Annotated in this window: 16 protein-coding genes; 10 read left to right on the top strand and 6 right to left on the bottom strand. The window is 72.5% G+C overall.

The window, feature by feature from the left end; translation table 11 throughout:
• The first annotated feature begins 37 nt into the window (after positions 1 to 37).
• The 5 genes from OHS58_RS21175 (at position 38) to OHS58_RS21155 (ending at position 4,735) form a co-directional block, all read left to right on the top strand.
• Positions 38 to 1,339 carry an ATP-grasp domain-containing protein gene (locus OHS58_RS21175; RefSeq protein WP_326948052.1) on the top strand — a complete coding sequence of 434 codons (1,302 nt, stop codon included), beginning with the start codon at positions 38 to 40 and terminating at the stop codon, positions 1,337 to 1,339.
• Entirely contained in the window at positions 1,336 to 1,686 is a 351-nt protein-coding gene (locus tag OHS58_RS21170) for a hypothetical protein (RefSeq protein WP_326954552.1), read from the top strand. The genes OHS58_RS21175 and OHS58_RS21170 overlap by 4 nt, the downstream gene beginning before the upstream one ends.
• Complete coding sequence (locus tag OHS58_RS21165; RefSeq protein WP_328649560.1) at positions 1,683 to 3,038, top strand: FAD-binding oxidoreductase; 1,356 nt, start codon at positions 1,683 to 1,685, stop codon at positions 3,036 to 3,038. The genes OHS58_RS21170 and OHS58_RS21165 overlap by 4 nt, the downstream gene beginning before the upstream one ends.
• Positions 3,039 to 3,089: 51 nt before the next feature.
• Complete coding sequence (locus tag OHS58_RS21160; protein ID WP_326954550.1) at positions 3,090 to 3,623, top strand: flavin reductase family protein; 534 nt, start codon at positions 3,090 to 3,092, stop codon at positions 3,621 to 3,623.
• A gap of 65 nt (positions 3,624 to 3,688) precedes the next feature.
• The gene (locus tag OHS58_RS21155) at positions 3,689 to 4,735 is read left to right on the top strand and encodes a radical SAM protein (protein ID WP_328649559.1); all 1,047 of its coding nucleotides are present in this window, start codon (positions 3,689 to 3,691) and stop codon (positions 4,733 to 4,735) included.
• 12 nt (positions 4,736 to 4,747) lie between these two features.
• Here the strand turns inward: OHS58_RS21155 and OHS58_RS21150 are convergent, their stop codons facing one another.
• From OHS58_RS21150 to OHS58_RS21140, 3 genes are all read right to left on the bottom strand, one after another.
• Entirely contained in the window at positions 4,748 to 4,900 is a 153-nt protein-coding gene (locus tag OHS58_RS21150; RefSeq protein WP_328649558.1) for a hypothetical protein, read from the bottom strand.
• 67 nt (positions 4,901 to 4,967) lie between these two features.
• The gene (locus OHS58_RS21145; RefSeq protein ID WP_328649557.1) at positions 4,968 to 8,006 is read right to left on the bottom strand and encodes an ATP-binding protein; all 3,039 of its coding nucleotides are present in this window, start codon (positions 8,004 to 8,006) and stop codon (positions 4,968 to 4,970) included.
• A gap of 511 nt (positions 8,007 to 8,517) precedes the next feature.
• Entirely contained in the window at positions 8,518 to 9,654 is a 1,137-nt protein-coding gene (locus OHS58_RS21140) for an FAD-dependent oxidoreductase (protein ID WP_328649556.1), read from the bottom strand.
• A 390-nt stretch (positions 9,655 to 10,044) separates the two neighbouring features.
• Here OHS58_RS21140 and OHS58_RS21135 point away from each other — a divergent pair, with 390 nt between their 5' ends.
• The 5 genes from OHS58_RS21135 to OHS58_RS21115 all read left to right on the top strand — a co-directional run bounded on the left by OHS58_RS21135 (position 10,045) and on the right by OHS58_RS21115 (position 14,102).
• Entirely contained in the window at positions 10,045 to 11,406 is a 1,362-nt protein-coding gene (locus OHS58_RS21135; RefSeq protein WP_328649555.1) for a sensor histidine kinase, read from the top strand.
• Positions 11,407 to 11,481: 75 nt separating this feature from the next.
• Entirely contained in the window at positions 11,482 to 11,901 is a 420-nt protein-coding gene (locus OHS58_RS21130) for a roadblock/LC7 domain-containing protein (RefSeq protein WP_247049526.1), read from the top strand.
• A complete protein-coding gene (locus OHS58_RS21125; RefSeq protein ID WP_247049528.1) occupies positions 11,898 to 12,257 on the top strand; it encodes a DUF742 domain-containing protein in 360 nt (119 codons plus the stop codon). The genes OHS58_RS21130 and OHS58_RS21125 overlap by 4 nt, the downstream gene beginning before the upstream one ends.
• Complete coding sequence (locus OHS58_RS21120; RefSeq protein ID WP_442792282.1) at positions 12,238 to 12,846, top strand: GTP-binding protein; 609 nt, start codon at positions 12,238 to 12,240, stop codon at positions 12,844 to 12,846. The genes OHS58_RS21125 and OHS58_RS21120 overlap by 20 nt, the downstream gene beginning before the upstream one ends.
• On the top strand, positions 12,843 to 14,102 hold the full coding sequence (locus OHS58_RS21115; RefSeq protein ID WP_326948062.1) for a cytochrome P450: 1,260 nt from the start codon (positions 12,843 to 12,845) through the stop codon (positions 14,100 to 14,102). Before OHS58_RS21120 ends, OHS58_RS21115 begins: the two co-directional genes overlap by 4 nt.
• Positions 14,103 to 14,214: 112 nt before the next feature.
• Here OHS58_RS21115 and OHS58_RS21110 read toward each other — a convergent pair whose 3' ends face one another.
• The 3 genes from OHS58_RS21110 to OHS58_RS21100 all read right to left on the bottom strand — a co-directional run bounded on the left by OHS58_RS21110 (position 14,215) and on the right by OHS58_RS21100 (position 17,995).
• On the bottom strand, positions 14,215 to 14,592 hold the full coding sequence (locus tag OHS58_RS21110; RefSeq protein WP_328649554.1) for a hypothetical protein: 378 nt from the start codon (positions 14,590 to 14,592) through the stop codon (positions 14,215 to 14,217).
• 36 nt (positions 14,593 to 14,628) lie between these two features.
• The gene (locus OHS58_RS21105) at positions 14,629 to 15,843 is read right to left on the bottom strand and encodes a cytochrome P450 (RefSeq protein ID WP_328649553.1); all 1,215 of its coding nucleotides are present in this window, start codon (positions 15,841 to 15,843) and stop codon (positions 14,629 to 14,631) included.
• Between the two features lie 73 nt (positions 15,844 to 15,916).
• On the bottom strand, positions 15,917 to 17,995 hold the full coding sequence (locus tag OHS58_RS21100; RefSeq protein WP_328649552.1) for a PQQ-dependent sugar dehydrogenase: 2,079 nt from the start codon (positions 17,993 to 17,995) through the stop codon (positions 15,917 to 15,919).
• Positions 17,996 to 18,157 lie beyond the last annotated feature (162 nt).

Below are 18,157 nucleotides of genomic sequence, written 5' to 3'. Positions count from 1 at the left end.
TTCCCCTGAACACTTTCCGACCGGAGGAACGTCTTCCATGACCTCGACCGCCCCGGGTGCGCTGCTCGTCATCGGCAGCGGGCTCAAGCTCTACCGCGAATACCTCGTCCGCAGCGTGTCCGACCGGGCCCGTGAAAACGGGCTGCGGCTGGTGCTGATCAACAACCTCAACCCGACCTGGCAGCACGAGTACTTCGACGACATCACCGTCGTCAACGTCTTCGACCACGCGCTGCTCGCCGAAACCGCCCGCAAGCTGGCGACCGAGTACACGATCGCCGGCGTGCTCTGCTGGGACGAGCCGCTGGTCATGCCCGCGGCCGAGCTGGCGGCCGAGTTCGGCGTGCCGGGCCTGAGCATCCCCGGCGTGCACGGCTGCCGCGACAAGCACAGCTGCCGCGTCCGGCTCACCGCCGCCGGCCTGCCGCAGCCCGGCTTCCACCTGGCCGCCGACCTCGACGACGCCCGCGCGGCGGTCGCCCGCATCGGGTTCCCGGTGGTCGTCAAGCCGCGGGCGCTCGGCGCCAGCATGGGCGTCTCCCTCGCCCGGGACGACGCCGAGTTCGACGCCGCCTACCGCGTCGCCCACGAGGCCAGCCTCGTCGGCGACGAGCCCTACCGCGGCGGCGCGATCATCGAGGGCTACGCCGACGGTCCGGAGATCAGCATCGACGGCGCCGTCCACAAGGGCGAGTACCTGCCGATGTTCATCGCCCGCAAGAGCACCGGCATGCCGCCGTTCTTCGAGGAGACCGGTCACGTCGTCGACTCCGCCGACCCGCTGCTGAAGGACGAGGAGCTGCTGGGCGTGCTGGCCAAGGCCCACCACGTGCTCGGCATCGAGAACGGGATCACCCACACCGAGGTCCGCCTGACCCGCTCCGGCCCGGTGATCATCGAGGTCAACGGCCGGCTCGGCGGCGACCTCATCCCGTTCCTCGGCAAGACCGCGACCGGCATCGACCCGGGCAGCGTGCTGTTCGACGTCGCCACCGGGCAGCGCCCGGACGTCTCGCACAGCCGCGAGGGCGTCGCCGGCATCCGGTTCGGCTACCCGGACCACGACTGCGTCCTGCACTCGATCTCCGTCCCGACGGAGGCACCCGGGCTGGTCACCGCGTCCCCGATGGCGGAGCCGGGCACCACGCTGCGGCTGCCGCCGGGCGGCTACATCGCCCGGCACTCGTTCGTCGTGTGCCAGGCACCCGACCGCGACACGTGCGAGCAGCGGCTCGCGCACGCGGCCTCGCTCGTCGAGGTGGGTTCCGAGGACATCGAGCCCCCGCCCGTCGGCACCACGCTGGCGATGCCGGCCGGACTCCTGGACGTGGACGAATGAGCGTCGACTACCACGGCCGCCGGTTCCGCGCGCTGGGCGGCGGTGACGGCACGTACGCCGAGTACCACCAGCACGGCGACCTGGTCTGGGCCACGTTCGAGGGCGGCCACGTCCGGCGCGGCACCGTCACCGGCGTCTGCGGGCCGACCGGCGTGCTGCGGCTGGCCTACACGATGGTCCTGGTGACCGGCGAGGTGATCGCCGGCAACAGCGTCAACACCCCGCAGTGGCACGGCGGCCACCTGGTGCTGCGGGAAGTCTGGGAGCGCCACGGGGACAACGCCGCCAAGGGCGTGTCCTACCTCGAGGAGGTCCTCGCGGCCGAGCTCGCGGGAGCGGCGCGATGACCGCGTGGGACACCCTGCGCGGCCTGGTGGCCGGCGAACTCCGGCTCCCCGGCGACCGCGGCTTCGGTGAAGCCACGGCGCCGGTGAACCGGCGGTTCGCCGCCACCCGCCCCGCGGCGGTGCTCTCGGCCGCCCACGCGGGCGACGTCGCCCGCGCGATCGAATGGGCCCGGACGGAGTCGATCCCGCTGGTGGCTCGAGGCGGCGGGCACAGCTACGCCGGCTTCTCCGCGAACACCGGGCTGGTGCTGGACCTGCGGCGGCTGTCCGGGATCCGCGTCGACCGCGGCACCGGGCGGGTCACCGTCGGCGGCGGGACGCAGATGAAGGCGCTCTACGCCGGGCTGCGACCGTGGGACCTGACCTTCCCGCTCGGCAACTCCGACACCGTCGGCATCGGCGGCCTGACCCTCGGCGGCGGCGTCACGACGATCTCCCGCGCGCACGGCATCACCTGCGACGCGCTGGTCTCGACCGACGTCGTGCTCGCCGACGGCTCGGTCGTCACGGCGTCGGAAACCGAAAACCCGGACCTGTTCTGGGCCTGCCGCGGCGGCGGGGGCGGCAACTTCGGCGTCAACACGAGCTTCACGTTCCAGGCGCGCCCGGCCCCGGCCGGCTCGACCTGCCTGCTGCTCTGGTCGTGGCCGCACGCGGTCGAGGTGCTGGCCACGATGCAGGAGGTCATGCTGGCCGCGCCCGAGGCGTTCTCGGCGCGGATCGGCATCGCCCGGTCGTCGGGCGGCGACGGCGTCGTGTCCGTGGTGGGCCACCACCTCGGTCCGGCGGCGGAACTGCGTGAGCTGCTGGCGCCGGTCTTCGCCGTCGCGGCCCCCGACCGCGCCGACATCGAGGACCGGGACTTCTGGGAAGCCGCGACGTACCTGCACCACGCCAGCGAGGGCGGGGCGTTCGCGGCCCGGACCCGCTGCACGCCGCACGCGATCGGCGACGACGGCGTCGAGGCGCTCGTCCGGGCCGTCGACAAGTGGCCGGGCAGCGGCAACCCCGACGGCGCGGGCGCCGCGCTGTTCGCGTGGGGCGGCGCGATCGGCCGCGTCCCGGTGGGGGACACCGCGTTCCCGCACCGGGACACCCGGTTCCTGCTCAGCCTCGACACGTCGTGGGCCGAGGACGACGCGCCGGGCGTCGTCCAGGCGAACCTGGACTGGCTCCACGCCCTGCACGCCGAGGCGGGGGAGTTCGCGCCGGACGCGTCCTACGTCAACTTCACCGACCCGGACCTCGAGGACTGGCGCGGCGCCTACTACGGGCCGAACGCCGCCCGGCTCGCCGAGGTCAAGCAGCGGTACGACCCCGACCGGTTCTTCCGGTCCCCGCAAGGAGTCTGACCACCGGCCGGCCCGCTCCGGCGGGCCGGCCCGTACCCCGGGAGCAGCCGAATGTCCCCCGACCTGCGTGGCGTGATGCGCACCTTCGCCACCGGCGTGTGCGTCGCCACCACCTACCGCGACACCCCCGGCGGCCGTCGTCACGACGCCGTCACCGTCAACTCACTGGGCTCGATCTCCCTCGACCCGCCGTTGATCTCACTGTCCTTCCGCAAGGAGTCGGTGTTCCTCGCCGACCTGCTCGACACCGGCCGCTGGGTCGTGTCGATCCTGCCCGCGAGCGCGCGGGAGCTGGCCGGGCGCCTCGCCGGCCCGCGGTCCTCGCGGGTCTCCGAAATTGCGGTTCTCGAAGCGACTCCGGGGGAGCGGACCGGGGCGCTCGTGCTCGACGGCGCGAGCTGGCTGGAGTGCGCGCTGCGGCAGCCGATCGACCTCGGCGACCACACGCTGGTCGTCGGGGAAGTCCTGGCCACCGGCCACGACCGGCAGGCGCCCGCGCTCGTGTTCGTGCACGGCACCTACCACTCCGTCACCGATCCGCGGCAGGTCTCCGGGCCGGGCCAGTGGGGTGAGGCGGTGGGGTGAGGCGCCCTGGCCCGGCTCGGCGCGGTCGGGCATGCTGAGCGCCCGGCAAGAGGAGACCTGAGACGGTGAACGAAGATTCGATGCGCTGGAACGGCCAGCGCACCGACCGCGTCGACGCGGGGACGCTGCCGGGCCTGGCCCGGCTGACCGGGTTCGTGCGCAGTGTCCGGACCCCGGAGTTCCGGGGCGTGACGTTCCACGAGGTGCTCGCGAAGAGCGCGTTGAACCACGTGCCGGCAGACGCGCGCATGCTGCCGGGCGAGTACACGATGAACCCGTACCGCGGCTGCACGCACGCGTGCCAGTACTGCTTCGCGCGTCCCACGCACACGCGGCTCGGGCTGGACGTCGCCGGTGACTTCGACAACGAGATCATCGTCAAGACGAACATCGTCGAGGTGCTGCGGGGCGAGCTGGCCCGCAAGCGGAAACTCCCGCCGCGCGTGGCTTTCGGCACCAACACCGACGTCTACCAGCGCGCCGAGGGCCGCTACGCGCTGATGCCCGGGATCATCGACGCGCTGACGGGCCACCGCGTCCCGTTCTCGATCCTGACCAAGGGCACGATGATCCGCCGCGACTTGGACCTCCTGGCCAAGGCGAGCCGCGCGACGACGGTGCACCTGGGCGTCTCGCTGTCGATCCTGGATGAGGAGTTGCAGCAGTCGGTGGAGTTCGGCACGGCGACCACGACGGCGCGCCTGGCCACGGTCCGCGCCATCCGCGACGCGGGCCTCGAGTGCACGGTGTTCCTGTCGCCGATCCTCCCGCACCTCACGGATTCGCCGGAGCAGCTGGAAGAACTGGTGTCCGCGGTGTCCGAAGCGGGCGCGACGAGCGTGCTGTACCACCCGCTTTACCTGTCGTCCGCGGTGAAGGAAGTGTTCTTCACGTGGCTGCGCGGCGCGCACCCGGAGCTGGTCTCGGAGTACACGCGGTTGTACTCGTCCGGTTCGGAGACGTCCTACCGGCACGAGATCGGGGCGCGGATCCGCCCGCTGATCGCGAAGTACGGCTTCCCGGACCCGGACGAGACGATCGAGGACAAGTTCGCCCTCAACGGCCGCCGGGGCCAACCGGAGGAGGAACCGGCGCAGCAGTCCCTCTTCTGAGGTGCCGGCTGTTCAGGCGTGCGGCCAGATCTGAACCAGCCAGGTCTCGTGGAAGACATCGGGATCGCCGTCCTCGGCGATGTTCCGGCCGGCCGGCCGCCCGGCGCGGAGCCCCGCCGAGGTGCGCACCGCCACCATTCCGGTCGACCACTCCCCGTTCGTCATCTTCGGTGACGCCTCCTACGCCGACCTCGACCCCCCCGCGCCCCGGACTGGCTGGGGCCCCGGGCGGTCATGCATTCCGCTCGATTCGCGCGGTCTCGGCGAGCAGTTCGTCCATCAACGCCCTGATGCGGCCGTACAGCGCGGTTCCCGTGAGCCCGGCGGCGTCGGCCAGCAACCGCTCGCGGCTCTCCCGGTCGCCCAACGCCGTCGCGAGGCGTTCGCCACGGCCTTGCGGAGCGAACTGGCTGGCGTTCGCGCCCACCCGCGTGCCCAAGGCCCACAGCTCACGCGCGATCGCGGCCTCACCCCGGAAGTCCGTGAATGCCACATTCACGGACACTACGTCCCTCGATGTGGCATTCACGGACTTGCGCAGCATCGTCGTGGCGGCCAGCTCGGCGCCGCCCATCGCCCAGGCGCCCAGCAGCGGGCGGTCGTGGGCGGTCAGGACTTCGGGGCGCACGGCACGCAGCGTGTCGGCGGCCCGGGCGCCGGCGCCGAGCCACACGTGGAGGACGGCGACGGCGATCCGGAAGACGGCCGGCGGGCCGGCCCGCAGCAACGCGTCCACGTGGGCCGTGGCCTCGTCGGGCCGGCCGCGGCGCCAGGCCAGCTGGGCCAGGCCGAGCCGTGCCTGGTGGACGTCGAGGCCGGCCGAACCGGCGGTGTCCCGCAGCCGGCGCTCGGCCTCGGCGTCGCCGGCCAGCGCCAGCTGCGTGTCGAGCAGCACGCGCGTCGACCGGGCGTCCTGGGCCGCGCCGACCAGCGCCAGGTGCCGCTCGCTGCGGCGCAGCCACTCGTCGGACCCGGTCGTGTGCCCGGCGGCGTGGGCGGCCATCCCCATGCCCCAGTGGTCGCCGATCGCCTCGAACCGGCCGTAGGCCAGCTCGGCGTCGCCGGACCGCCGGGTGCCGGCGTCCTCGACCAGGACGGCCCGGATGAAGTGGCCCATCCCCTGGACGTACGGGTCCGGGTGCGCGACGAGGACCGCGGCGTCGGCCAGGCTCTTGTCGGGGACCGCCTGCTCCAGCCCGGGCATCGCCGCCGCCAGCGCGGCCGTGCGCGGTGAGACGTCGCCGGGGCGCTCCGCGAACAGCGTGCGCAGCGCGCGGCGGGCCAGCACGGTGAGGCGGACGGGCCCGGTGTTGCCCGCGTTGACGCCGATCAGCACGCACAGCCACGCGAGCCGGTCGGCGTGCGGCAGCGGACGCGCAGTGGCCCGGCCGCGCGTGATCGCCGACCGCGCCCGCGCGGCGGGGTCGTCGAGGTGCAGCAGCCTGCGCGCCCAGGCGCCGGCCTCGAGGTGCCGGCCGCGCACCGTCCACAGCTGGAACAGGGCCGTGGCGACGTCGACCGCGACCGGTTCGTCGTCGTGGTCCCACGCCCACCGCAGAGCGGCGACGAAGCTGTCCTGGTCGGCCGCGCAGGCGTCCAGAGCTTCGATCTGGGCGGGGCCGACGAAGTCGGGCCCCAGCGACACCGCCCGCCGCCCGGCCCAGCCGACCAGCCCGGCCATCGCTTCCGCGCGCCCGGCCGCGTCGAGGCGGGCCTCGCCGTGTTCGCGGACCGTCTCCAGCATCCGGTAGCGGTCGTCCTCCAGCCGCAGCATCGACTGCTCGACCAGGATCGCCAGCCCCCGGCGGGCGCCGGGGCCCGCGACGGCCTCGGCGAGGTCCGCGGTGAACGGCGCCGGGATGACGGCCAGCCGTTCCAGCAGCTCCCGTTCGCCGGGCTCGAGCAGCTCACGGCTCCAGCCGACCAGCGCCCCCAGGCCGGCGTGCCGTTCGGGCAGCCCGCGCACGGCGTCGTCGAGCAGCGCGAACCGGTCGCCGAGCCCGGCCAGGACGTCGTCGAGCGGCATGGACCGCAGCCGGGCGGCGGCCAGTTCGAGCGCCAGGGGCAGGTTGTCGAGCCGGTGCGCCAGGGCCAGCGCCCGGTCCCGCGGCCAGGCCGGCGTCGCGCCGCCGGTCCGCACGCGGGCTTCGAGCAGGGCGAGCGCCTCGTCGTCGGGCAGCGCCGGCAGCCGGTGGACGACCTCGCCGAGCAGGCCCAGCGGCGCCCGGCTGGTGGCGAGCACGCCGAACCCGGGCGGCGCCACGGCCAGCAGCTCGGCCACGACGTGCGCGACGGCGCCGAGGACGTGCTCGCAGTTGTCGAGCACGAGCAGCCCGTCGAGCCCGGCGCCGAGGGCCCGCAGCCGTTCGTCGGGCCCGAGCGGGCGGCGGTCCGGGGCGCGGGTGTCCGGGCCGCCCAGTACCGCGAGCACGGCGGGCAGCACCTCGGCGGGCGAGCGCAGGCCGGCCAGCTCGACCACCCGCACGGGCTCGGCGGAACGGGCGATCTCGGCGGCCAGCCGGGTCTTCCCGGCCCCGCCGGTGGCGACGACGGTCACCACCGGCGCCTCCCGCAGCGCCTGTCTGACGGCGGCGAGATCCGGCTCGCGCCCGATCAGCGGCGTCATCGTCCGGCGCCAGGCGGCCGGCAGCCCGCCGGCCCGGTGCGGCCGCGCCGTCAGCTGCCCGCGCAGCAGGGCGAGGTGCGCGTCGGCGAGCAGGGGTGACGGGTCGGCGCCGTACCGCTCGACGAGCTCGCCGCGCACCCGCTCGACCACGTCGAAGGCTTCGGCGTCGCGACCCTGGGCCGCGAGGACCCGCACGAGCAGCGCGGCGGCCGGCTCGTCGGGCGGGACGCGGGCGACCAGCCGCCGCAGGTCCGCCTCGTCGACCGGCCCGCCGCCGGCCAAGGCGGCTTCCGCCCGCAGCGTGACGACGTCGCCGAAGAGCCGGGTCGGCTCCGGAACTTCCGGGAACAACGCCCGCGCCTCGTCGGCGCAGTCCCGCGCGCGCCCCGCGTCGCCTTCGGCCAGCGCCCGCCGGCCACGATCGGCGAGCGCGCGGACGGCGACGGCGTCGAGCTGCACCTCATCGACCGGGATCCGGTACCCACCGGGCCCGGTGCGCACCGGCACGCCGAGCCGCCGCACCCGGCCGACCAGGGCCTGCACCGCACCGGTGGCGTCCTCGGGAGGTGCGCCCTGCCAGACCGCGTCGACCAGCGCGGTGGTGGAAACGGTGCGGCCCCGGGCATCGAGCAACTCCCGGATCACGGCCGCCAGCCGATCACCCCGCACCGGCCGGCCATCCACCGCCAGAGGGCCGAGAGTCGTGATCCGCACGCCACCATCATCACCCATTCGCCGCGCGCGGGCCTGGGCCGCGGGTTCGCCGAGTCCGCGCGGCCGGTCAGCGGAAGCCGTGCCCGCCCGGCGCAGCACCTAACCTGCCGCGCGCGGGCCGGGCTGCGGGTTCGCCGGGTCTTCCCGCGCCGCGCGGCGACGGTCCGCTGTCGCGCGGCCGAGTGTCGTGATCCGCACATCCGCATCGCGGGCGGGCGGGTGCCAAGCCCGTCGCTCGGGCCGCGGCTTCGCCGCGCGGCCGGTCGGCGGAAGCCGTCGACCTGCGTCGGCCCGGCGCAGCACCCCCCCGCCGCGCGCGGGCCCGGGCCGCGGGTTCCCCGGGCGGCGGTCTCCCCGCGCCGCGCGGCGACCATCCGCATCCGCGTCCCGGCGCAGCACCCACCCGCCGCACCCACCCGGCCGCGCGCGGAACCCCGGGTGACTACTCGGCGAACCTCTCCGCCAGGTTGATCAGGTTCAGGGCCGCGTTGTCGCCCAGCAGGATCGCGTTGTCCGCCACGCCCTGGGCCGCCGATGCGGCGCTGCGTGGGAACAGTGCCTCCTCGTACTCGGCCAGCGCGGCCTCGATGTCGCCCGGGTGTGCGGCGATGGCCGCGCCCAGTTCGGCGCCGTCCTGGAGGGCCAGGTTGGCGCCTTCGCCGTTCGGGGGCTGCAGGTGGGCGGCGTCGCCGAGCAGTGTCACTCCCGGTATCCGGTCCCAGCGGTGCTCGACCGGCAGCGTGTAGTGGCGGCGGTAGACCGGGGCGGTGTCGCTTTCGGTGATCACCTCGGCCAGTTCCGGGGCCCAGCCGTCGACTTCCCGCGCGATGCGCGCGGTCGCCGCCGCGGGATCGGCGAAGTCTATTTCGCCGAACCAGTCCAGCGACCGGGCTAGCCACAGGTAAGCGTGCAGGTTCCCGTCGCTTTCCCGGTGCACCAGGAAAACCTTCCCGCTCGCGCTCTTGTCGAACACCATCAACGCCCCGTCGCCGACGGCTTTCGCGACCCCGGGGTGCCGGTTGTCGGCGTCGAACAGGAAAGTCTCGATCGACGCGTTCCCGGCGTATTCGGGCGTGACGTCGGTGAGCAGCGGCCGGACCCGCGACCACGCGCCGTCCGCGCCGACGAGCAGGTCCGTCACGTCGGTGGTGCCGTCGGCGAAGGTGATTTCGTGGCGGCCTTCGCCGAGGGCGCGCACGCCGTCGACCCGCCGGCCCCACCGGACGGTGCCCGCCGGGAGCGAATCGAGCAGCAGCTGCCGCAACGCGGCGCGCTGCGCTTCGGGACTGCCGCCGGTGCCGTCGTCGGCCTTGTCGTACAGCACGGTCCCGTCCGTCTCGACGACCCGCATCGCTTCCCGGCCAGGGAGGACGATGGCGCGGAAATCGTCGATCAAGCCGGCCGCCTGGAGAGCGCGCTGTCCGTTGTGGTCGTGGATGTCGAGCATTCCGCCTTGGGCGCGGGCCGTCGGTGACGCCTCCGCTTCGTGGACCGTGACCGGGATCCCGTGCCGGGACAGGACCCGGGCCAGGATGAGGCCGCCGAGTCCGGCGCCGACGATCGTGACGGGAGTGCGCATGGGTGCTCCTTCGGTGACGGTGGTGCGAATTGCCACCGAGCGTGTGTGACCCCGCCGACACGGCCCCGACATGACGCCGACATGACACCGACACGCCTTTCCCGGAGATGTCGCCGATACGCATTGGCTGCCACGAGCCTTGCGGATCCGGCGGAATTCGAGTAAGGGCCGGGGATCGCCCGGAAAATCGGGGACCCGCGCTGCCCGGCCCGCGACGGCGGCGTTAGTGTCGCCGCCGTTGTAGGCGCACCGAAACCGACCCGTGATCTCGGTCGGCAAACCGAGTACTGTTCGGGCACCAATCGGACTCGAGGAAGTGGAGCGATGTCGGAACGACCGCCCGCACAGCATCGGGAAGAACGCGAGTCAGTCGGCCGGGCCGTAATCGGGGTGGTCGTCACCGCGGTCGTCGCCGCGGCGATCTGGACGTGGATATCCCTGTCGGTTTCCGGTGGTCAGGGGATTGTCATCGCCATCGCGGGCGCGTTCACCGGGATCGTCGCGTGCGTCGCGGTGTTCTTCGCGCTGCGCCGCACCGATCAGGTCGCGCACGCGACGGGGCAGACGCGGACCGCGCTCGACGAGGCCCAGCAGGCCCGCGAGTTCGTCCGGTACAGCGACGGTGAACTGGCCCGGCTGCTGGAGCAGACGGTGCCCGACGCGGTCCGGCGGCTGCGCGGCGGCGCGCCCGCGGACAGCGTGCTCGCCGAGGTCCCGCGCCCGGCCGACGAACTCCACCAGCGCGTCCTGCGGCTGGTGGTCGACGAGATCGCCGTCGGGGAACGCCGGCGCGCGGCCGCGACCGCCGCCTGCGCGAACGCCGCGGGCCGGCTGCAGGCGCTGGCGACCAGCACCCTCGGGGACCTGCGGGAGATGGAGAACCGCTCGTCCGACGCGATGCTCGGCGACCTCCTGAAAGTGGACCACAGCACGGCGCAGGCGGGCCGGCTGGCCGACAGCATCGCCGTGCTCACCGGCGCGCGCTCGGGCCGCCGCTGGACGAAACCGATCCGGATGGAGAGCATCCTGCGCGGTGCCCTCGGCCGCATCGGCGCTTATCAGCGGGTCCGGGTGCATTCCGCGAGCGGGGTGGCCGTCGTCGGTTACGCCGCGGAAGACGTCATGCACGCGCTCGCCGAACTCATGGACAACGCGACGAAGTTCTCGGCGCCGTCCGAAGAAGTGCACGTTTATGTCGAAGATCTGCACAACGGCGCGGTCATCACCATCGAGGACGGCGGCCTCGGGATGAAGGCGCAGGCCCTCGTCCGCGCCGAGCGCGCGGTGTCGCTGGACCAGCCCCTCGACCTGACCTCGATGTCGGGCACGCGCCTCGGCCTGGCGGTCGTGGGCTGCCTGGCCCGCAAGCACCAGCTGCACGTCTTCTTCCGGCCGTCTTCGCGTGGGGGGATCGGTGTTGTCATGCGCATTCCGACGCAGCTGATCACGCAGCCCCGGCCGGAAACGGTGTCGGAGGCCGACGATTCCGCCGCCGTCGCGTGGCCCGGGCCCGCCGACGACACGAGCCACGAGATCACCGGCGACCTGGCCGAGCCGTCCGAGCTGCCGCGGCGCTCGCGCGGGCAGACGCTGACCGCCGCGTCGCGCCGGCCGCCGTCGCCCACGCCGAGCACCGCCCGGGCCGAGCGGGACACCGGTTCCCGGTTCGGTGCCTTCCAGCAGCGGCGCAGCGGCAGTACCGCTCCGTCGCGCCACGCCGCCACCCCGGCGGACACCGGCGAAGACGCGTGACCCGTCGCTCCCCCCGAACACCCACACCCCGCCAGATTGGAGCGAGGGGACCCGCCAGCCCGGTCCCCGGATTCGATGACTGATTCGGACAAGAGCCTCGAATGGCTCCTCGAGAACCTCGTCGGCAACACGGCCGGCGCGTGTCACGCGCTCGTGTTGTCCCGTGACGGCCTGAAGCTCTGTCACACCCAGGGCCTCACCGTCGACCGCGCCGACCAGCTGGCCGCGATCGCCGCCGGCGTCCAGGCGCTGGCGCACGGTGCGTCGGTCGAGTTCGGCGACGGCACCGGTGGCGTGCGGAACTCGATGACCGAGTTCCACGGCGGGATCCTCTTCATCGTGGAGGCGGGTGTCGGCTCGCACCTGGCCGTGATCGCCACCGAAGACGCCGACGTGGGCCTGATCGGCCACAACATGGACGAGCTGGTGGAACAGATCGGCTCGGTCTTCACCGCCCCGCCGCGCTTCACGGCGGCTGACCACCCGGCTTCGTGACGCGTTCGGCGCTCGACGGGGAGGACCCGGACCGGCTCTACACGGTCACGGGCGGGCGCAGCAGCGCGGACGACATCGACCTCGATCTCGTCACGTTGATCGTCCGGGAGTCGCAGCCGTCGGCGGGCATGCAGTCCGAGCACGTCAGGATCCTGGAGATCGCGGCGAAACCGACGTCCGTCGTCGAGCTGTCGTCCGATCTGGCGCTACCGGTGAGTGTGATCAAGATTCTGCTCGCGGACCTGCTGGCCACGGGCAAGGTGTCCGCCCGACATCCGTCGTCGGCCCAGGCCGCGGGACGGACCTCCGACTCGGAATTCCTCAAGAAGGTGCTCGTTGGACTCCGCAATCTCTGAACAAGACGAACGGCTGCCCCTGGCCGACACCGCGACCGATGGCCTGAAGATCGTCATCGTCGGCGGCTTCGGCGTCGGGAAGACGACCATGGTCCGGTCGGTCAGCGAGATCCGGCCGTTGAGCACCGAAGAGACGATGACGCAGGCCGGGATCGGCGTCGACCACACCCGCGGGGTGCAGGCCAAGACGACGACCACGGTGGCGTTCGACTTCGGCCGGATCAGCCTCGACGAGCAGCTGGTCCTCTACCTGTTCGGCGCGCCGGGGCAGGAACGGTTCTGGTTCCTCTGGGACAGCCTCTTCGCCGGCACCCTCGGCGCCGTCGTCCTGGTGGACGCCCGCCGGCTGGCCGAGTCCTGGTACGCGATCGACCGGCTCGAACACCACGGGACGCCGTTCATCGTGGCGCGCAACAACTTCGGGCCGCCGAAGCACAGTCTCGACGACGTCCGCGCCGCGCTCGACCTGCCCGACGAGGTGCCGCTCGTCGACTGCGACGCCCGCGACCGGGACTCGGCCAAGCAGGTGCTGATCTCGCTCGTCGACCACCTCTACACCCTGTCCACAGTCCGGGAGGGCGCATCGTGACCGGTTTCCAGACCAGCACCCCGGCGGACACGATCCCCGCGGCGGACCGCGTCCGGTTGTACGGGCCCGAGTTCCAGAAGGATCCCGCCGCGCTCTACGCCCGGATCCGGCGCCAGTACGGCGGCGTCGTCCCGGTCCTGCTCGACGGCGACATCCCGGCCTGGCTGCTGACCGGCTACCGCGAGATCCACCAGGTGTGCCAGGACTCGCAGCTGTTCGCCCGCGACAGCCGCCGCTGGAACCAGTGGGGCAACGTCCCCGACGACTGGCCGCTGCTGCCGTACGTGATGCACAACCCGTCGGTGATGTTCACCGAGGCCGCGGAACACCGGCGGCGGGCGGGCGCGATCGGCGACGCGCTGTCGGCGGTCGACCAGTTCGACCTCAGCGCCCACTGCGAGCGCATCGCGGACCGGCTGATCGACGAGTTCGCGGGCTCCGGCGAAGCCGACCTGATCGCCCGGTTCGCCCAGCAGGCACCGCTGCTGGCGATCGCGAAGATGTACGGCATGCCCGACTCGGAGGCCCCCGCGCTGGTGCGGGACGTCGCCCTGTCGCTGGACGTCGGCCCCGAGGCGCTGCCCGCGTACGGCCGGGTGCAGGAGGCGATGGCGCGCCTGGTGGCGGTGAAGCACCAGCAGCCGGGCGCGGACGTCCCCACGGCCATGATGCAGGACCCGGCGAACCTGACCGACGACGAGGTCGTCCAGGACCTGCTGGTGGTGACGGCCGCGGCCCAGCAGCCGACGGCCAACTGGATCGGCAACACGATCCGGCTGATGCTGACCGACAGCCGCTTCGCGATGACGTTGTCGGGCGGCCGGGGGAGTGTCGGCCAGGCCCTCAACGAGGTCCTGTGGCACGACACGCCCACGCAGAACTTCATCGGCCGCTTCGCCACGCGCGACACGGTGCTGAGCGGCGTCCGCGTCCGCCAGGGTGACCTGGTGGTCCTCGGCCTGGCGGCGGGCAACGCCGACCCGCACGCCCGTCCGGACGCGGCGTCGGGCGCCCTGGGCAACCACGCGCACATGTCCTTCGGCCACGGCGAGCACGGATGTCCTTACCCCGCACCGGAAGTGGCCGAGGTCATCGCCCGCACGACGGTCGAGGTGCTGCTGGACCGCCTCCCGGACCTGGAACTGGCCGTCCCGGCGGAGAACCTGGTGTGGCGTCCATCGGTGTGGATGCGCGGCCTGGAGAGCCTGCCGGTGGTCTTCACCCCGGTCCACGTCGCCGGCCCGGCGACGTGGTGACCGTGACCTCGGCGCTCCCGCTCGCACGTCCGTGAAGGCCTCCTTACCGGCTCTTATGGCCGGTAAGGAGGCCTTCACGGACAACGGGGGTCGGGGGGGCGGCGGCGGGCGGCTAGCTCGACTGGCCGCCGCCGGCGCGTTCCTCGCGCAGCAGTTCGAGCGCGCGCTCCCGGGCCTTGGCCCGGTAGCCGGCCGGGTTCCGGTCGAACTCTGCGGTGGCCGTCTGCCAGTGGGTGAAGGCGGCCGCGATGTCCGCTTCGCTGTGCAGCCAGTCGGTGCTCGCGCCGGGTCCGACCAGGCCGTCGGCGGTGCAGGCCTGGTCGAAGCCGTGCAGGTGCAGGAGCGCGCTCCCGGTCATCGGATCGGTGACGCGCTCCGGCTCGTCCTCCACCCACCGCACGGCCCAGGCGTGCGCGGCGGACCTGGTGATGGCCCCGGAGATCAGCTCGGTCCAGGTGCGCGCCACCTGCTCGCGGTCGGGAACGGTCACCACCGCAGGCTAACCGGCCGCCGATCCCGCCGGCGCCTACGCCGGGGTGAACGTCACCGGCACCGACGCCGGTCCCCGGGTGAAGACGCCTCGCTCGGCCGGTTCCGCACCTTCGGCGAGCCGGACGTCCGGCATCGCGTCCAGCAGCTGGTTGACGCCCACCTCGATCTCCGTCTTCGCCAGCAGCGCGCCCACGCAGAAGTGCCGGCCCAGTGCGAACGACAGGTGGCTCGCCGCCGCGGAAAACGCTGTCTCCGTCGGCAGGTCCGTGCGGAAGATGTCGAACGCGCCCGGGTTCGCGAAGCGGCGCGGGTCGCGGTTGGCGGCGCCGATCAGGCAGGTCACCGTGCTGCCGGCCGGGATCTTCTCGCCGCCGATCTCGACGTCTTCCGCGGGCTGGCGCATGATCATGTGCACCGGCGGGGTGTGCCGCAGGGTTTCGGCGAACGCCTTCGGGATCAGGTCGCGGTCCGCGCGCACGGCGTCGAGCTGGTCCGGGTGCTCCAGGAGGTTGCGGAACAGGCTGGCGATCGCCTTGTCCGTGGTCTCGCCGCCGGCGGCGAGCAGCAGGCTGCAGAACGCCTTGATGTCCTCGTCGCTCATCGTGGTGCCGTCGACTTCCGTGGCGCAGAGCGCGGAAAGCAGGTCGTCACCGGGGTTTTCGCGGCGGTCGCGGATGATCGGGATCATGTACGCGGCGAGCTCGTCGTGGGTCTGGAGGCCGGCCGCGGTGACGGCCTCGTCCTGGCTGAGGTTGCCGAGGAAGGCGATGATCGCGCTGTACCACCGCTGGAACCGGGCGTGGTCGCTCTGGTCCAGACCCAGCATGTCGACGATCACGTTGATCGGGAAGTGCCGCGCGTAGTCCGTCACGATGTCGGCCGAGCCGCGGCCGCGGAAGACGTCGATGAGCTGCGTCGAGTTGCGTTCGATCACCGGGCGGAACTTCTGCTCCAGCTCGTTGCCCCGGAACGCCGGCGCCACCAGGGCGCGCCGGATCGAGTGCTCCCGGCCGCTCATCTGCAGGATGGTCCGGCCGTGCACGGGTTCCAGCTGCCAGCCGTAGTTTTCGGTGGTGAACACGCCTTCCTTGAAGGCGCGCGACACGTCCTCGAAGCGCGAAATGACGTAACTCTGCATTCCCTCGTGCCAGATCACCGGCGAATGCTCGAGCATGACGTCGTAGGCGGCGTACGGATCGGCGGCGAACTCCGGAGACAGAAGGTCCGGCGCGTGCCCTGCTGAAGTCACGAGGCTCCTTTTCTCGACGGTCGGTCAGCAGGTTATCGGGGATAGTTGCCATTGCGAAAGAGTTCGGGTGGGGCTATTCACCCAAAACGACGTGGAAGATCTTCTCGTCGCTGTTGTCGGGAATACTGTCCTTGTCACCGTTGTTCGTCGTCGTCAGCCACAGTCCGCCGCCGGGCGCGGGTTCGACCGTGCGCAACCGCCCGTAGGTGCCGTTGAAGTACGCCTGGACGTTCGTCAGGTCGCTGCCGCTGATCACCTCGCGGTACATCCGGGTCCCGCGTTCGCACGCGACGTAGATCACGTCGCGGACGATGGCGATGCCGGAGCAGGAGCCGTCCGCCGTCGGGTACGTGCGCTTCGGGGCGATGAAGCCCGCGGTGCCGCACGTCCCGGAGGTGCCTTCGCACGCCGGCCAGCCGTAGTTGCCGCCCTTGGTGATCAGGTTGGTCTCGTCCATGATCGCGTTGCCGAACTCCTGCTCCCACAACCGGCCCTGGGAGTCGAACGCGAGCCCCTGCGGGTTGCGGTGGCCGTAGCTCCACACCTGGTTGCCGAACGGGTTGTCCGAGGGCACGCTGCCGTCCGGGTTGAAGCGCAGGACCTTGCCGTTGAGGCTGGTCTTGTTCTGCGCGTTGTCGCCGTTCTGGGCGTCGCCGGTGCTGGCGTAGAGCTTGCCGTCGGGGCCGAAGCGCAGCCGGCCGCCGTTGTGGAACTTGTTGCGCAGCAACCCGCTGAGCAGGACCTGCTCCGAACTGGTGGTGAGCTTGTCGTTCTCCAGCTTGATCCGCACGATCCGGTTGTCGGACGGCGAGGTGTGCATGATGTAGAGCCAGTGGTCACTGGCGAACGTGGTCGCGACGGCCAGGCCGAGCAGGCCGCCTTCGCCGTCGGTGTTGTCGACGCCGGGGACCGTGCCCACGGTGGTCTTGGCCCCGGTGGCGGGGTTCAGGTGGACGATGTCGTGCGCGTCGCGCCGGGTGTAGAGGATCGTGCCGTCCGGCAGCGTCACCAGGCCCCACGGGATGTCGGTGTCGGTGGCGATCTGCGTCACGGTGCACACGGACGCGCCGCAGGCCGCGCCGGTCGTGACGGTCGTGGACGCGCTGGGTGCCGACACGTTCGCCTGGGCGTCCCGCGCGACGACGTAGTACGAGTAGCTCGTGTTCGCCGCGAGACCGCTGTCGACGAAGGTGGTCGCGGGCGGCGCGGTGGCGGTCCCGGTGACGGTGCCGACCTTGGCGCCGCCGCGGTAGACGTCGTAGGCCCGGACGCCGATGTTGTCGGTGGCCGCGGTCCAGTTCAGGGTCACCGTCGTGCCGGCCGCGGAACCGGTCAGCTTGGTGGGCGCGCTCGGCGCCTGGGTGTCCGGCTGGCACTGCGGCGGGGTGATCGGCACGGTGGTGCTGGCCTGCGAGACGTTGCCCGCGGCGTCGCGGGCGTTCACGTACAGGCCCCAGGTCACGCCGCCGACGACGGTGAGGCTGGTCGACAGGGTGCTCCCGCTCACCGACTTCATCAGCTGGCCGTCGTGGTAGACGTCGTAGAACGCGACGCCCACGTTGTCGGTGGCCGCGTTCCACGAGAACGTCACGGCGTCGCAGACCAGGTCGCTCACCCGCGGGTTGCCCGGCACGCTCGGCGGCTGGGTGTCGGCGGCCAGCGTGGTCCGCCACTTCTGGTTGCCGCCGTTGTTGCAGGTCCACAGCCCGACCAGGGTGCTGTTGGCGGTGCCCGCCGCGGTGACGTCCAGGCAGAGGCCCGACTGAACGCCGGTGATCGTGCCGTCGGTGCCGATCCGCCACTTCTGGTTGGCCCCGCCGTTGCAGGTGTAGATCTGCGCGTCGGCCGGGGAGGTGGTGCTCGCGCCGGCGACGTCGAGGCACATGGTGCCGTCGTAGACCCGCAGCTCGCCCGCCGAGGTGAACGTCCAGCCCTGGTTGGCCTGCCCGTTGCAGTCGTAGATGTTGACGCGCGTCTTCGCCGCGGTGCTGTTGCCGACGACGTCGAGGCAGCGCCCGGAGGCCACGCCGACCACGGTCGAGCCGGTGGCCGCGGTCGCGGTGGTGGCGGTGGGCGCGACCACCGCGGCGGCGGCGATCACGGCGGTCAGGACACCGAGGCGCAATCGCCGACGGACGTTCGAGGAGAACATTCTCCTACCTTTCACGGGGGATCGGCCGGAGACCGCGGGGAGGGTGCGGAGTGCCGCACCACTGTCGTGGGCGCGCGACCGGACGTCAAGACTTGTCCGGCTGCTTGTCCGCTCAGTCGGTGATTGCCGTTGTACGGTGTGTCATATATCAGATCGGACTTC

Origin of the sequence: Amycolatopsis sp. NBC_00348 (assembly GCF_036114655.1) — a bacterium.
Taxonomy (GTDB): Bacteria; Actinomycetota; Actinomycetes; order Mycobacteriales; family Pseudonocardiaceae; genus Amycolatopsis.
Note: the sequence above shows the minus strand (reverse complement) of the source record. Positions and strands in the feature narration are given on the sequence as shown.

Bases quoted from the DNA above. Each gene is read 5' to 3' on its own strand.
- OHS58_RS21130 (WP_247049526.1), top strand. From the start codon at position 11,482: ATGACTGATTCGGACAAGAGCCTCGAATGGCTCCTCGAGAACCTCGTC.
- OHS58_RS21175 (WP_326948052.1), top strand. From the start codon at position 38: ATGACCTCGACCGCCCCGGGTGCGCTGCTCGTCATCGGCAGCGGGCTC.
- OHS58_RS21100 (WP_328649552.1), bottom strand. From the start codon at position 17,995: ATGTTCTCCTCGAACGTCCGTCGGCGATTGCGCCTCGGTGTCCTGACC.
- OHS58_RS21170 (WP_326954552.1), top strand. From the start codon at position 1,336: ATGAGCGTCGACTACCACGGCCGCCGGTTCCGCGCGCTGGGCGGCGGT.
- OHS58_RS21165 (WP_328649560.1), top strand. From the start codon at position 1,683: ATGACCGCGTGGGACACCCTGCGCGGCCTGGTGGCCGGCGAACTCCGG.
- OHS58_RS21140 (WP_328649556.1), bottom strand. From the start codon at position 9,654: ATGCGCACTCCCGTCACGATCGTCGGCGCCGGACTCGGCGGCCTCATC.
- OHS58_RS21150 (WP_328649558.1), bottom strand. From the start codon at position 4,900: ATGACGAACGGGGAGTGGTCGACCGGAATGGTGGCGGTGCGCACCTCG.
- OHS58_RS21160 (WP_326954550.1), top strand. From the start codon at position 3,090: ATGTCCCCCGACCTGCGTGGCGTGATGCGCACCTTCGCCACCGGCGTG.